The organism is Phenylobacterium sp., assembly GCF_035539035.1.
In the GTDB taxonomy this organism is placed as follows: domain Bacteria; phylum Pseudomonadota; class Alphaproteobacteria; order Caulobacterales; family Caulobacteraceae; genus Phenylobacterium.
This window is the reverse complement of record NZ_DATLJI010000011.1, coordinates 97,974-110,667: the sequence shown is the minus strand read 5'-3', so window position 1 is coordinate 110,667 and position 12,694 is coordinate 97,974. Positions and strand designations below refer to the sequence as shown.

Below are 12,694 nucleotides of genomic sequence, written 5' to 3'. Positions count from 1 at the left end.
TAGGCGCCCTCGGGCTTGTCCACAGGAACTAGATGTAGGGTCGGTGGACGCCGATTTTGTCGCAGGCTTGCGGCTTGCGCGCTGGCGGCGCACATCAGCGGGCATGAAGGACATGGCCACCGCCGACGCCGTTTCGCCGCCCCGGCCCCGGGAATACCCGGGCGTCAACTGGGTGGGCCTGCAGACCCTCTATCTGCGCGAGGTCCGCCGCTTCATGAAGGTGGGCATGCAGACCCTCGCCGCCCCCGTGGTGACGGCCCTGCTCTACATGCTGGTCTTCGTGGTCGCGGTGGGCGGCGGCCGCGCGGTCCACGGCGTCGACTACGGGACCTTCGTCGCGCCCGGCCTGATCATGATGCAGATCCTGTCCAACGCCTTCGCCAACTCCTCGTCCAGCCTGCTGCAGGCGAAGTTCAACGGCCTGATGGGCGACTTCCTGACCCCGCCGCTGACGCCGGCCGAGCACGTGGTCGGCTTCGGCCTCGGCGCCGCCACCCGCGGCATCGTGGTGGGCGCGGTCAGCCTGGTGGCCGTCCTGCCCTTCGCCCGCCTGCCGGTGGCCCAGCCGTGGGCGCTGCTGGTCTTCGGCCTGGGCGCGGCCTTCATCATGGGCTTCATCGGCATCATGGCGGGGCTGTGGGCCGAGAAGTTCGACCACATGGCCGCGGTGACCAACTTCGTCATCATGCCGATGACCTTCCTGTCGGGCACCTTCTACCTGGTGGAGCGGCTGCCCGAGCCGTTCCGCTCGGCCAGCCACTTCAACCCGTTCTTCTACCTGATCGACGGCTTCCGCTACGGCTTCATCGGCCAGGCGGAGAGCGATCTGCGGATCGGCGTGGCCATGACCGTGGCGCTCGTGCTGGCCACCGGCTGGGCGTGCCTGCGGATGTTCGAGGTGGGCTACAAGATCAAGACCTAGGGAGGCTTCGGGGGACGCATGACGGCCGACGCACCAGGAGCGCCGGGGCGGCGCCCGCGCCCACAGGGCATTCTCGCCGCCGGCTTGCTCGGCGGCCTCGTGGACGTCCTCTACGCCAGCGGCCTGGCCCTCGTCCTCGGCCGGCCGATCATCAGCCCCTGGCAGGGCGTGGCCTCGGGCTGGCTCGGCGCGGCGGCCCGCGACATGGGCCTGGCCTCCGCCGCGCTCGGCCTCGTCACCCACTTCGCCATCGCCACCGCCATGGCCGCCGCCTATGCGCTCGCCGCCACCCGGCTTGCCGTGCTCACCCGCCGGCCCCTGCTGGCGGGGAGCCTCTACGGCCTCGTCCTCTACGGCGTGATGTACGGGATCGTCCTGCCGCTCCGCTTCCCGCAGCGCTTCCCCCGCTGGGACGGCGTCCAGTCGGTGACCGACATCCTGGCCCACGTCGGCGTGGGCCTGGTCATCGCCGTCGTGCTGTCACGCAGGCGCGATTGACACACCGGCGTTAGAGGACGAAAACGCCAAGCCTTCCGGTCCCCGGCGCGCAAGCGGCGGGGACGCTCCATTTTGGAGGGCTCCTTCGGTGACGCAGACGACCACCGCTCCCGCCGTTCCCAGCGACCACATCATGGGCGTCTACGCACGCGCCCCGCTGGCGTTCGAGCGAGGCGAGGGCGTGCGCCTCTACACGACCGAGGGCGAGGAATACCTCGACTGCATGGCCGGCATCGCGGTCACCGCGCTGGGCCACAGCCATCCCAAGCTGGTGCAGGCGGTGAAGGACCAGGCCGAGAAGCTCTGGCACACCTCCAACATCTTCAAGATCCCCAACCAGGAGAAGCTGGCGGGGATGCTGACCGACGCGACCTTCGCCGACGTGGTGTTCTTCACCAACTCCGGCGCCGAGGCGATCGAGTGCGCCATCAAGACGGCGCGCAAGCACCACTGGGCGAACGGAAACCCTGAGCGGATCGACATCATCGGCTTCGACGGCTCGTTCCACGGCCGGACCATCGCGGCGATCTTCGCGGCCAACAACCCGACCTATGTGGAAGGCTTCGGCCCGCCGCCTCCGGGCTTCGTCGGCGCGAAGTTCGGCGATCTGGAGGGCCTGAAGGCGCTGGTCGGCCCGACCACCGCGGCGATCCTCCTTGAGCCCGTGCAGGGGGAGGGCGGCGCCCGCTCCTGGACCGAGGCCCAGCTGCGCGAGATCCGCCAGCTCTGCGACGAGACCGGCACGCTCCTGATCTACGACGAGATCCAGTGCGGCCTCGGCCGGACCGGCAAGCTCTTCGCCTACGAATGGGCCGAGGGCGGCGCCGACCCCGACATCATGGCGGTGGCCAAGGCGCTCGGCGGCGGCTTCCCGGTCGGCGCGTGCCTCGCCACCATCGACGCGGCCAAGGGCATGGGCCCGGGCTCCCACGGCTCCACCTACGGCGGCAATCCGCTGGCCATGGCGGTGGGCGTCGCCTCCTTCGAGGAGCTGGTGAAGCCCGAACTCCTCGCCCACGTCCGCGAGGTGGCCGGCTACTTCACCCAGCAGCTCTCGGGCCTGAAGGACCGCTACCCCGACGTGGTGCTCGACATCCGCGGCAAGGGGCTGCTGATCGGGATCAAGCTCGCGACGCCGAACCGCGAGTTCATGCAGCACGCCCGCGACGAGCACCTGCTGATCGCCGGCGGCGGCGACAACTGCGTGCGGCTCCTGCCGCCCCTGGTCCTCACCATCGAGGAGGCCAGCGAGGCCATGCAGAAGCTGGAGAAGGCCTGCGAGGCCGCCCGGGCCAAGGCGCAGGCCGCGGCATGAGCCAGATCCGGCACTTCCTCGACCTCTGGCGGCTCGAGGGCTCAGACCTGCGCGCCATCCTCGACGACGCCAAGGCCCGCAAGGCCGCGCGCCTCGGCTGGCCCAAGGGCCGCCCCGACGCCGACCGTCCCGCCGACGGCCGGACGCTGGCCATGATCTTCGAGAAGCACTCCACCCGGACCCGCTTCTCCTTCGACGCGGCCATGCGCCAGCTGGGCGGCGACGTGATCATCTCCAACGCCGCCGAGATGCAGCTCGGCCGCGGCGAGCCCATCGAGGACACCGCCCGCGTGCTCTCGCGCATGGTCGACGCCATCATGATCCGGGCGAACTACCACGAGGACGTGGAGCGCCTGGCGCTCTCGGCCACCGTGCCGGTGATCAACGGCCTGTCCGACAAGGGCCACCCCTGCCAGATCCTCGCCGACCTGATGACCTTCGAGGAGCACCACGGCCGGGTGGAGGGCCGGACCTTCGCCTGGATCGGCGACGGCAACAACGTGTGCGCCAGCTTCATCCACGCCGCGCCCAAGCTCGGCTTCCGGCTGAACATCGCCAGTCCCGCCGTCTACCATCCGGACCTGGTGGACCTCGCCCGCGCCCAGGAGCAGCAGGGCCAGGTGATGACCACCCGCGACCCGCGCGAGGCGGTGCGCGGCGCCGACTGCGTGATCACCGACACCTGGGTGTCCATGGGCGACACCGACCACGACGAGCGGCTCGACGCGCTGGAGCCCTACCAGGTGGACGAGAAGCTCATGGAGCTGGCCAATCCCGAGGCCTGCTTCCTCCACTGCCTGCCCGCCCACCGCGGCGAGGAGGTGACGGACGAGGTGATCGACGGGCCGCGCAGCCTGATCTGGGACGAGGCGGAGAACCGCATCCACGCCCAGAAGTCGATCCTCGCCTGGTGCTTCGGACACATAGGCTGACCCTGCGGCCATCCGGCCCATCGCCGGAGCCGGCCGTTAGCGCGAAGCTCGAAACCTGGAATCGTCTTCCTATATGGGGCCGATGATTACGCCTTCCGTACCCGACGACCTGGTCGGCGCCTTCCAGATCGAGGGCGAGCCCGTGCGCGGCCGCCTCGCCCGCCTCGGCCCCGCGGTCGATGAGATCCTGCGCGCCCACGACTATCCCGAGGCCGTCGCCAACCTGCTGGGCGAGGCCTGCGCGCTCGCCTCGCTCGTGGGCTCCAACCTGAAGTTCGACGGCCGCCTGATCGTCGAGGCCCGCGGCTCCGGCCCGGTGCGCTACGTGGTGGCCGACTACGACACCTCCGGCGGCCTGCGCGGCTACTGCCGCTTCGACCCCGACGAGGTGGCCGCCGCGTCCGAGGGCTTCGTGCGCCCCGGCGCGCGCTCGCTGCTGGGCGACGGCATCTTCCTGATGACCGTGGACCAGGGTCCGGACATGGACCGCTACCAGGGCGTCACCGCCATCGAAGGCGAGACGCTCGCGCTCTGCGCCGAGCAGTACTTCGCCCAGTCCGAGCAGACCCCCACCCGCGTGCGGCTGGCCGTCGGCCAGGCCAACGACGGCGAGGGCCCCAAGTGGCGGGCCGGCGGCGTGCTGATCCAGAACATCGCCGAGGACGACGCCCGCGGCTCCACCGCCGAGGCCTGGAACCGCACCCAGGCGCTGTTCGAGACGATCGGCGAGGACGAGCTGATCGACAGCCTGCTCTCGTCCAACCACCTGCTGTTCCGCCTCTTCCACGAGGACGGCGTCCGCGTGTTCGGCTCGACGCCGCTGCGCGCCTTCTGCCGCTGCTCGCAGGACCGGATCGAGACGGTGCTGAAGTCCTTCCCCGCCGCCGACCGCGAGGACATGGTCGAGCCCGACGGCAAGATCCACGTCACCTGCGAGTACTGCAGCCGCGTCTACGCCGTGGAGCCGGAAAAGCTCGGCGAGGCGGCGTAGCCGATCTTCCTTTCCCACCCAGTGGGAGAGGGGGACCATCCGCTCTTCGCCTGCGGCTCGGCCGACGGTCCCGCTTCCCGCGCCGCGGGAAGGGAAGTTACGCCGCGTCCAGCGCCCGGGAGACGTCGCGCACGAGGTCGCCGGCGCCTTCCAGGCCGACGCTCATCCGCACCCAGCCCTCGGTGAGGCCGATCTCCAGCCGCTGGGCTTCGGGCATGGATCGGTGGGTGGTGGTCGACGGGTGGGTGGCCATCGACTTGGCGTCGCCCAGGTTGTTGGAGATGTCGACGATCTGCAGCGCGTCGAGGAACCGCCAGGCGGCCTCCCGGCTCCCGAGGTCGAATGCGATGACATTGCCGCCGCCGGTCATCTGGTTGGCGATGATCGCCGCCTGCGGGTGGTCCGGCCGGCCGCAGTAGACGGTCTGGCGCACCTTGCCCGAGGCCGCCACCGCGTCGGCCACGCGGCCGGCGTTCTCGGTCTGCCGGCGCACGCGCAGTTCCAGCGTCTCAAGCCCCTTCAGCAGCACCCAGGCGTTGAACGGCGACAGCGCCGGCCCCGTGTGGCGCAGCAGGTCCTTGTAGGCCTCGGTCATCAGCTCGGTCCCGCCGAGGATCGCCCCGCCCAGCACCCGGCCCTGGCCGTCGATGTGCTTGGTGGCGGAATAGACGACCACGTCGGCGCCCAGGGCCAGCGGCTTCTGGAAGACCGGCGTGGCGAACACATTGTCGACGATCAGCCGTGCGCCGGCCGCGTGCGCGATCTCGGCCACCGCCCCGATCGCGGTCACCTCCAGCAGCGGATTGGCCGGGCTCTCCACCAGGAAGGCGCGGGTGTTCGGCCGCACGGCGGCCTTCCAGGCCTCCAGGTCGGTGGCGTCCACATAGGTCGCCTCGACGCCGAACCTCGGCAGCCATTCGGAGATGATCCAGCGGCAGGAGCCGAACAGCGCCCGGCCCGCCACCAGGTGGTCGCCGGCTTTCAGGAGGCCCATCAGCGCCACATGCACGGCGCTCATGCCCGACGCCGTCGCCCGGCAGACGTCGGCGCCTTCCATCAGCGCCAGCCGGTCCTCGAAAACCTGCGTCGTGGGGTTGCCGAAGCGCTGGTAGATGAAGCCCGGGTCCTCGCCCGAGAACCGGCGGTCGGCGGCGCCCGCGCTCCCGTAGGCGAAGCTCTGGGTCAGGAACAGCGCCTCGGAGATCTCCCCATAGGGCGTTCGCGCCATGCCCCCGCGGACGGCCCGGGTCGCTTCTTCCCAGTCGCGCGGATCTTCAGCCATGACGCACCCTCCTTCGGCGGTGCGGCATGAACGGCAGGCGAGGGGTCGTCGTCAAGGCGAGCGTTGCTGAACCCACGCCCAGCTCTCCTGCCGCCTGGAGCGCGCGCAGCCGCGCACGGAAGCCACGAACCACACGAACGACACGAACATCGCCGTCGATGCGCCGGGCTCTCAGCGGCTCTCGTGGTTCGTGTGGTTCGTGGTCAACCTGACGGCTTCGCCGTCCCCAACGCCTCGCCCACCGGTTCCCCGCGAAGAACGGGGGAGAAGCCTTGCAAGACTCCCGTTCCGCGTTAAGGCTTCGCCGCCCATGAGCGAACCCAGCCGCCCGGGCATCCTGCCCTGCCAGTCCATCGACGCCCTGATCGACCAGGGCGCGATCCTCACCGAAGACCGCTTCGACGACGACCAGGTCCAGCCGGCCAGCCTCGACCTGCGGCTCGGCGCCCGGTGCTGGCGGGTGCGGGCCTCCTTCCTGCCGAGGCTCGGCCAGACGGTCGCCCAGCGCATCGCCGACGTGGCCATGCACGAGCTCGACCTGACCCGCGGCGCGGTGCTGGAGAAGGGCTGCGTCTACATCGCCGAGCTGCAGGAGCGGCTGGCCCTGCCGCCCGGCGTCTCGGCCCGGGCCAATCCGAAGAGCTCCACCGGCCGGGTGGACGTCTTCGTGCGCCTGCTCTCCGACGGCGGACCGGCCTTCGACGACGTGGTCGAGGGCTACCGCGGCCCCACCTACATCGAGATCGCGCCCCAGACCTTCTCGGTCCTGGTCCGCCGCGGCACCCGCCTCAACCAGCTGCGCTTGAAGCGCGGCGATCCGCCGAGGCTGCGCACCGAGAGCGTCGGCGTCGACCTCACCGGCGAGGTGGCGGGCTTCCGCGGCCGCCGGCACGCCCCCGTCGTCGACCTCGACCACGTCGACGGCCACGACCCGCGCCTCTACTGGGAGCCGCTGATCCCGCAGAACGGCCAGCTGCTGCTCGATCCGGGCGAGTTCTACATCCTGGCGTCCAAGGAGGCGGTGGAGATCCCCGTCCTGGAGGCCGCCGAGATGACCCCCATCGACCCCTCGGTGGGCGAGTTCCGGGTCCACTACGCGGGCTTCTTCGACCCCGGCTTCGGCACGGACGAGGCGCACGGCAAGGGCTCGCGCGGCGTGCTCGAGGTCCGCAGCCACGAGACGCCCTTCATCCTGGAGGACGGCCAGACGGTCGCCCGCCTGGTTTACGAGCCGCTGACCGAGCGGCCCACGCGCCTCTACGGTGACCTCGGGTCGCATTACCAGCGCCAGGGCCTCAAGCTATCCAAGCACTTCAGGGTGTGGGGCGAATAGGGCGCGCGAGAAGCCTTCCCCACCCGAGGGGGAGCGTGTCGAGTGCGTTGGCTTCGCAGGGCCGCCCTGGCGGCGGCCGGTCTGATCTCCGGGCTTTCGATCGCCGGCGCCGCGGCCGCCGCCCCCGCGCTGTGGGTGGTCAGGGACGCCGACAGCGAGATCTATCTCTTCGGCACCCTGCACGCCCTCGACCCGGCCACCCGCTGGCGCACGCCCGTCTATGACGCCGCCCTGGCCCGCGCCGGGACGGTCTGGTTCGAGGCCGACCTCGACACCGCCGACCCGCGAACCATCGGCCGCATCCTGGAGACCTACGGCAAGGACCCGGACCGGCCGCTGTCGCGCAAGCTGCCGCCGCAGGACCTGGTTGCGCTCAGCCGCCACGTGGACGTGGCCCGCATCGACCACCTCCGGCCCTGGGCCGCGGCCCTGATGCTCTCCATGCAGCCGATGCTGGAGCGGGGCGCCCGGGTCGAGGCCGGCGCCGACATGACCGTCACCCGCGCCGCCCGCCGCACCGCCAAGACGGTCCGGGCCTTCGAGACCCTGGAGGACCAGGCCCGCCTGTTCGCCGGCCTCTCCGAGCCCGCCGAGCTGCAGTACCTCTGCGACGTGATCCGCCAGCGCTCCGGAGGCCCGCGGCTCGCCCTGCGTCCCGTGGCCTCGCTGGAGCAGGCCTGGGCGGCCGGCGATCTGGCGCGCCTGGGCCCCGCCCTGGTCGGCGAGCTGCGCGACCAGAACCCCGGCCTCTACGAGGCGCTGCTGAGGCGCCGGAACCTGCAGTGGGCCGAGCAGCTCGCCGGCGAGATGTCCGGCGCCGGCGTGGAACTGGTCAATGTGGGCGCCCTGCACATGGTCGGCGAGCACGGCCTGCCGACCCTCCTGGCCGCCCGCGGCTTCGCCGTCGAGCGGGTGCAGTAGCAAGCACGCCCGACATTCTGTCATGGACGCTTGACACCACCGCGATGTCATGTTTCCTTGTCACCTAGACAAGGGAGCTTTCCATGCCGCGCCGCGTATCGATCTGGGCCATGGTCGCCGTCGTGGCCTTCGCCGCGCTCGCGACCTACGCCCTGGCCGGCGCGGCCCTGCTGCTCCGCCCACCGGCTTTCGCGGCCGTGGCCGACGCCCCGCGCCTGCTCGCCGCCGCTTCCCAGACCCTCCTGCCGCTGGCTGGCCGCCTGGCCGCCGAGCGCTTCTGAAGAAGGACCCCCGATGTTCCTCACCTCCAGCTTCCGGCGCGGCGTCATCCCGTTCGCCGCGGTGGCCGTGGGCCTGGCGATCGGCCTGGCCACCCGTCGCTTCGTCGACGCCGACCAGCCGCTGCAGTTCGCCCTCTGGTTCTCCATCCCCGTGATCACCGCCCTGGTCGCCTCGGTCATGTGGTGGCGCATGCTCGACGAGGTCGCCCGCGACGCGCACAAGACCGCCTGGTACTGGGGCGCCTCCTTCGGGATGCTCGTGGGGCTGGTCGGCCTGATGCTCCTGGAGCGGAGCGATGGCGGCCTGATCACCACCGGCCTCCACGGCGGCACGACGCCCGAGTCCTTCGTGGCGCTGGGCGCCATCCTCGTCATCTCGGCCCAACTCGTCGGCTATCTCCTGGTCTGGGTCGGCTGGTGGATCTCCAAGCGCTAGGAGCGTTCGCGATGAAGAACCGCCTCAAGGTGCTCCGCGCGGAGCGCAACTGGAGCCAGGGCGACCTTGCCGAGCGCCTCCAGGTCTCGCGCCAGAGCGTCAACGCCATCGAGACCGGCAAGTACGACCCGAGCCTGCCGCTCGCCTTCAAGATCGCCCGGGTCTTCGACCTGCCGATCGAATCCATCTTCGAGGACGAGGCCGCCTGAGCGCGCCTCCGGACAGGAACCCCGCCATGCTGTCGTCTCTCTCCCGCGGCGTCCGCCGCCTCGCCGCCGCCGCCGCCGCCCTGGCCCTCGTCGCCGCCTCGCCGGCTGCCGCCGAGCCCGCGCTCTGGGCCCTGAAGGACGCGGACTCCACCATCTACCTGTTCGGCACGGTCCATGTGCTGAAGCCCGGCACGGAGTGGCGCTCGCCGAAGGTGGCCGCCGCCCTAGGTCAGAGCGGGGAACTGGTCCTGGAGGTGCTGGGGGCCGACGATCCCAAGGCCGTCCAGCCGCTCATCGCCCGCTATGGCGTCGATCCCGGCGCCTCGCTGTCCGCCAAGCTCCCCGAGGCGGACCGGCCGAGGCTGGCCGCGGCGGCGAAGTCCATGGGCCTGCCCGACGGCGCCATGGAGCCCATGCGCCCCTGGCTCGCGGCGCTGACCCTGGCGGTGCTCCCCATCGTCCAGGCCGGCTACGACGCCAAGAGCGGGGTCGAGACCGTGCTCACCGCCGAGGCCAAGGCCGCGGGCAAGCAACTCGGCTCTCTCGAGACCCTGGAGCAGCAGCTCCGTTTCTTCGCCGACATGCCGCGGGACGTGGAGGTGGACCTGCTCAGCGCCACCCTCGACGACGTCGCCGAGGGGCCGGCCCAGCTCGACCGCATGGTGGCCGCCTGGGCGGCCGGCGACCAGGCGGCGCTGGAGAAGGAGTTCGTCGAGGAGACCCGCCGCGACTATCCGCACATGTACCGGCTCGTCGTCGTGCAGCGGAACGAGGACTGGGCCCGCCAGCTCGAGACGAAGCTGCAGGGCTCCGGCGTCAGCTTCGTCGCCGTCGGCGCGGGCCACCTCGTCGGCCCCGACAGCGTCCAGGCCCAGCTCGCCAAGCGCGGCCTGCGGGTGGAGCGGCAGTAGCTATCCGGTGTCATCCCGGTTTCGCGCAGCGAAGACCGGGACCCATACGCGCCGTGATCTCCGGGTCGGACGCGGCGTCGACACCACGCCTGCCCTCTGCGCGCCGTGATCATGGATCCCGGATAGCCGCTGCCCGGCTTCCGGGATGACAGCCCTGGTTACAGCCGCGTGCGCAGGCTCCACAGCTCCGGGAAGGCGCGCCGGGTGAGCGTCCGGGCGAGGTAGCCCACGCCCTCCGTGCCCCCGGTGCCCGGCCGCCCGCCGATGATCCGCTCCACGGTCAGCACATGCTTGTGCCGCCAGGTCAGCAGGGCGTCGTCCAGGTCCACCAGCTTCTCGGCCAGCTGGTAGAGCTCCCAGTGGCCCTTGGTGTCGCGGTAGACCTCCAGCCAGGCGTCCTCGACGGCCGGGGAGGGGGCGTAGGTCTGAGAGACGTCGCGTTTGAGCACGGCCTCGGGCACGGAAAGGCCCCGGGCCGCCAGCTGGGCGATCGCCAGGTCGTAGAGGCTGGGGGCCTCCAGCGCGGCCTTCAGGTCGGCCAGCGCCGCCGGCCGCTCGGCGTGGAAGCGCAGGAAGCTCTCGTCCTTCAGCCCGAGCAGGTACTCCAGCTCGCGGAACTGGTGCGACTGGAAGCCCGAGCTGGTTCCCAGGCTGCCGCGGAAGCTGAGGTAGTCGGCCGGCGTCATGGTCGCCAGCACGTCCCACGACAGGGTCATGATGGTCTGGATCCGCGACACCCGCGCCAGCGCCTTGTAGGCCGGCTCCAGGTCGCCCGCCGCGATCAGCCGCCGGGCCAGCTTCACCTCGTGGATGATCTCCTTGAGCCACAGCTCCTTGGTCTGGTGGATCACGATGAACAGGACTTCGTCGTGCCGGTCGCTCAGCGGCTTCTGCGCCGCCAGCAGCTCGTCCAGCGCGAGATAGCGCGCATAGGTCATGGGTTGGTCTGACATGCCCGGACCCTACGCCGCGCAGACGCCCTCCTGGAACCTTCGAGGTCCGCCTCGGAATGTTCCTGGTTTGTTCTTGACTACCTCACGCAGCTGAGCCATAATAGCCGTGCGCTGGAGGAATATGCGCGGGTTCAGCCCACCTCTGAGCGCTCTGACAAACTCTGGGGGGACTGATGGCCGGCGCTCAGCTGGCGCGCTCGCGCGCGCCTGAAACCATGGATGAATTCGTCGCTCGACGAGAGTCGGAGCAAGCCCGCCGCCAAGTCAACTACGCGGCGGGCCAGGAGAAGTGGTCTGCATCGACCCGGACGGGCCAAAATTACTCGGCCGCACGACCAACGGATGTTGTGGTGCTGGGCGCTCAAACGCGTAGCGCGGCTTATAACCAATCCATGAGGTCGCGCGCTGTAGCGCCAGCTCCGGGCGGGGGGCAACCTCGCGGCACTCAGTACAGCGCGCTCTACGCACCACCGCCCGGCGACTTGGCGGAACTGCGTCGTCAGCAGGCTGAGTTCGCAGCGACGCGGCGCAAGATCGCCGACCAGAACAGCTGGATGGCCGCGCCTGCGCTGGGTCCGGTGGCTCTGGCGCTAGGTGCGGGCGGTGCTGCGGCGCTTGCCGGTAGGGGCGCAGTAGTGGCAGGTCCGCCGCTGGCCTTCGTTGCGCGAGAGGCTTGGCAGCGGGGCGGCCAACTGACGCCCAAAGCGCTGTCGCGAGACGCCAAGGCTACATTAAGGGAGCAGGCGCGGATCAGGTATGCGCAGGCGAATGGCATCCCGGCAAGCAGGATGCGGGCAGAGGTTCATCATAGCGATCCGCTTGAGTATGCCCACCTAAAGCCCGGAGCCGATCCCAATCGCTTGGCAAATCTCTGGGGTCTGCGGAAGGAGGCGCACGCCATTGCATCGCGCGAGTGGACGGAATTCGGCAAGCAGCTGAAGGGCCGTATGCCCACCCAGGCTGAACTGATGCAGGCGAAGTTACGTATTGACCGTATGGTCGAGCCCTACATCCGCCGCGCCGATGTGCCACGATCGAACAGGCCGCCGGGCAAGGGAGGGCCCAGGTGAGAGTACCCGTCGCAGAAGCGGCTTTGGACCTTGAGCGGCGCGGTCTCCTTACACGCGACTCCAAGGATCATTCCGAGCGGATCATCGAGCACGTGGGAAGCCTCCTGGGCCGTGATCTGCCGCCAGATCTGATTGCCTTCTATAGGGAGCGGGTGGCCACCTTGGGAGCGTTCTACGCTCAAGTGCCCGAGTGGAACGATTGGGTGGGGTGGCGCTCGCCATCGTCGATAGTCACGGCCCTGTTGCACGCCGAGGCGGTGCCAGTTTTCGATGATGGATGTGGCAATCTTTACGGATTGGACCTGACGGCCTGTGTCGAGACACCGGCGGTCTACTTTTTCGATCACGAGAGCGGGTTCAAAGAGCCCGAATGGGCAGCTGGCTCTTCCCTAGGTGCTTTCATGCTCCTCTTGGCGGACAAGGATCGAGCTTACACGGAAGGGTGGCCGCCTCAGTGGGAGTTGAAGGTCGACCCCGATTTGGAACGATGCCCCCGTGCGCCCGCAATCTGGAATGCAGGTTGAGGGGGGCGCATAGGCTATCACCGTTCGTTAACGGGCTGCTCGCGATCGTCGACGCCTATCCAAGCGGGAGCGGCACGGCCCTGCCAGCGACAGGCAGGAGCGCTTGCGCTGCTTTG

15 protein-coding genes are annotated in these 12,694 nt (G+C 70.1%); 13 read left to right on the top strand and 2 right to left on the bottom strand.

The window, feature by feature from the left end:
* Window positions 1-103: 103 nt before the first annotated feature.
* The 5 genes from VM685_RS04715 (at window position 104) to VM685_RS04695 (ending at window position 4,658) form a co-directional block, all read left to right on the top strand.
* Window positions 104-922: an ABC transporter permease gene (locus VM685_RS04715; protein ID WP_325458967.1), complete on the top strand. Its 819-nt coding sequence runs from the start codon at window positions 104-106 to the stop codon at window positions 920-922.
* An 18-nt stretch (window positions 923-940) separates the two neighbouring features.
* Complete coding sequence (locus VM685_RS04710) at window positions 941-1,420, top strand: hypothetical protein (protein ID WP_325458966.1); 480 nt, start codon at window positions 941-943, stop codon at window positions 1,418-1,420.
* A gap of 133 nt (window positions 1,421-1,553) precedes the next feature.
* On the top strand, window positions 1,554-2,735 hold the full coding sequence (locus VM685_RS04705; RefSeq protein ID WP_325459081.1) for an aspartate aminotransferase family protein: 1,182 nt from the start codon (window positions 1,554-1,556) through the stop codon (window positions 2,733-2,735).
* Entirely contained in the window at window positions 2,732-3,667 is a 936-nt protein-coding gene (gene argF / locus VM685_RS04700; RefSeq protein WP_325458965.1) for an ornithine carbamoyltransferase, read from the top strand. The genes VM685_RS04705 and argF overlap by 4 nt, the downstream gene beginning before the upstream one ends.
* 73 nt (window positions 3,668-3,740) lie before the next feature.
* A complete protein-coding gene (locus tag VM685_RS04695) occupies window positions 3,741-4,658 on the top strand; it encodes an Hsp33 family molecular chaperone (protein ID WP_414693341.1) in 918 nt (305 codons plus the stop codon).
* Between the two features lie 97 nt (window positions 4,659-4,755).
* On the opposite strand, the gene metZ is transcribed toward VM685_RS04695, so the two are convergent.
* On the bottom strand, window positions 4,756-5,940 hold the full coding sequence (gene metZ / locus VM685_RS04690) for an O-succinylhomoserine sulfhydrylase (protein ID WP_325458963.1): 1,185 nt from the start codon (window positions 5,938-5,940) through the stop codon (window positions 4,756-4,758).
* A gap of 310 nt (window positions 5,941-6,250) precedes the next feature.
* Between metZ and VM685_RS04685 the strand changes: the two genes are divergently transcribed.
* The 6 genes from VM685_RS04685 to VM685_RS04660 all read left to right on the top strand — a co-directional run bounded on the left by VM685_RS04685 (window position 6,251) and on the right by VM685_RS04660 (window position 10,031).
* Window positions 6,251-7,273, top strand: a complete 1,023-nt coding sequence (locus VM685_RS04685; RefSeq protein ID WP_325458962.1) for a 2'-deoxycytidine 5'-triphosphate deaminase — start codon at window positions 6,251-6,253, stop codon at window positions 7,271-7,273.
* A gap of 42 nt (window positions 7,274-7,315) precedes the next feature.
* Window positions 7,316-8,194 (top strand): TraB/GumN family protein, encoded by an 879-nt coding sequence (locus tag VM685_RS04680; RefSeq protein WP_325458961.1) that lies wholly within the window; start codon window positions 7,316-7,318, stop codon window positions 8,192-8,194.
* Window positions 8,195-8,277: 83 nt separating this feature from the next.
* Entirely contained in the window at window positions 8,278-8,475 is a 198-nt protein-coding gene (locus tag VM685_RS04675) for a hypothetical protein (protein WP_325458960.1), read from the top strand.
* Window positions 8,476-8,488: 13 nt separating this feature from the next.
* Window positions 8,489-8,911 carry a hypothetical protein gene (locus tag VM685_RS04670; protein ID WP_325458959.1) on the top strand — a complete coding sequence of 141 codons (423 nt, stop codon included), beginning with the start codon at window positions 8,489-8,491 and terminating at the stop codon, window positions 8,909-8,911.
* Between the two features lie 11 nt (window positions 8,912-8,922).
* Complete coding sequence (locus tag VM685_RS04665; protein WP_325458958.1) at window positions 8,923-9,120, top strand: helix-turn-helix transcriptional regulator; 198 nt, start codon at window positions 8,923-8,925, stop codon at window positions 9,118-9,120.
* A gap of 26 nt (window positions 9,121-9,146) precedes the next feature.
* Window positions 9,147-10,031: a TraB/GumN family protein gene (locus VM685_RS04660; RefSeq protein ID WP_325458957.1), complete on the top strand. Its 885-nt coding sequence runs from the start codon at window positions 9,147-9,149 to the stop codon at window positions 10,029-10,031.
* Between the two features lie 158 nt (window positions 10,032-10,189).
* Here VM685_RS04660 and VM685_RS04655 read toward each other — a convergent pair whose 3' ends face one another.
* Window positions 10,190-10,984: a tryptophan 2,3-dioxygenase gene (locus VM685_RS04655; RefSeq protein WP_414693340.1), complete on the bottom strand. Its 795-nt coding sequence runs from the start codon at window positions 10,982-10,984 to the stop codon at window positions 10,190-10,192.
* A gap of 482 nt (window positions 10,985-11,466) precedes the next feature.
* Between VM685_RS04655 and VM685_RS04650 the strand changes: the two genes are divergently transcribed.
* Together VM685_RS04650 and VM685_RS04645 are read left to right on the top strand one after the other, a co-directional pair.
* The gene (locus VM685_RS04650) at window positions 11,467-12,054 is read left to right on the top strand and encodes a hypothetical protein (RefSeq protein ID WP_325458956.1); all 588 of its coding nucleotides are present in this window, start codon (window positions 11,467-11,469) and stop codon (window positions 12,052-12,054) included.
* Window positions 12,051-12,578: an SMI1/KNR4 family protein gene (locus VM685_RS04645; RefSeq protein ID WP_325458955.1), complete on the top strand. Its 528-nt coding sequence runs from the start codon at window positions 12,051-12,053 to the stop codon at window positions 12,576-12,578. Before VM685_RS04650 ends, VM685_RS04645 begins: the two co-directional genes overlap by 4 nt.
* Window positions 12,579-12,694: the final 116 nt, after the last annotated feature.

Coding starts and splice junctions, on each gene's coding strand:
- VM685_RS04715 (WP_325458967.1), top strand. CDS start 104: ATGAAGGACATGGCCACCGCCGACGCCGTTTCGCCGCCCCGGCCCCGG.
- VM685_RS04710 (WP_325458966.1), top strand. CDS start 941: ATGACGGCCGACGCACCAGGAGCGCCGGGGCGGCGCCCGCGCCCACAG.
- VM685_RS04705 (WP_325459081.1), top strand. CDS start 1,554: ATGGGCGTCTACGCACGCGCCCCGCTGGCGTTCGAGCGAGGCGAGGGC.
- argF (WP_325458965.1), top strand. CDS start 2,732: ATGAGCCAGATCCGGCACTTCCTCGACCTCTGGCGGCTCGAGGGCTCA.
- VM685_RS04695 (WP_414693341.1), top strand. CDS start 3,741: ATGGGGCCGATGATTACGCCTTCCGTACCCGACGACCTGGTCGGCGCC.
- metZ (WP_325458963.1), bottom strand. CDS start 5,940: ATGGCTGAAGATCCGCGCGACTGGGAAGAAGCGACCCGGGCCGTCCGC.
- VM685_RS04685 (WP_325458962.1), top strand. CDS start 6,251: ATGAGCGAACCCAGCCGCCCGGGCATCCTGCCCTGCCAGTCCATCGAC.
- VM685_RS04675 (WP_325458960.1), top strand. CDS start 8,278: ATGCCGCGCCGCGTATCGATCTGGGCCATGGTCGCCGTCGTGGCCTTC.
- VM685_RS04670 (WP_325458959.1), top strand. CDS start 8,489: ATGTTCCTCACCTCCAGCTTCCGGCGCGGCGTCATCCCGTTCGCCGCG.
- VM685_RS04665 (WP_325458958.1), top strand. CDS start 8,923: ATGAAGAACCGCCTCAAGGTGCTCCGCGCGGAGCGCAACTGGAGCCAG.
- VM685_RS04660 (WP_325458957.1), top strand. CDS start 9,147: ATGCTGTCGTCTCTCTCCCGCGGCGTCCGCCGCCTCGCCGCCGCCGCC.
- VM685_RS04655 (WP_414693340.1), bottom strand. CDS start 10,984: ATGTCAGACCAACCCATGACCTATGCGCGCTATCTCGCGCTGGACGAG.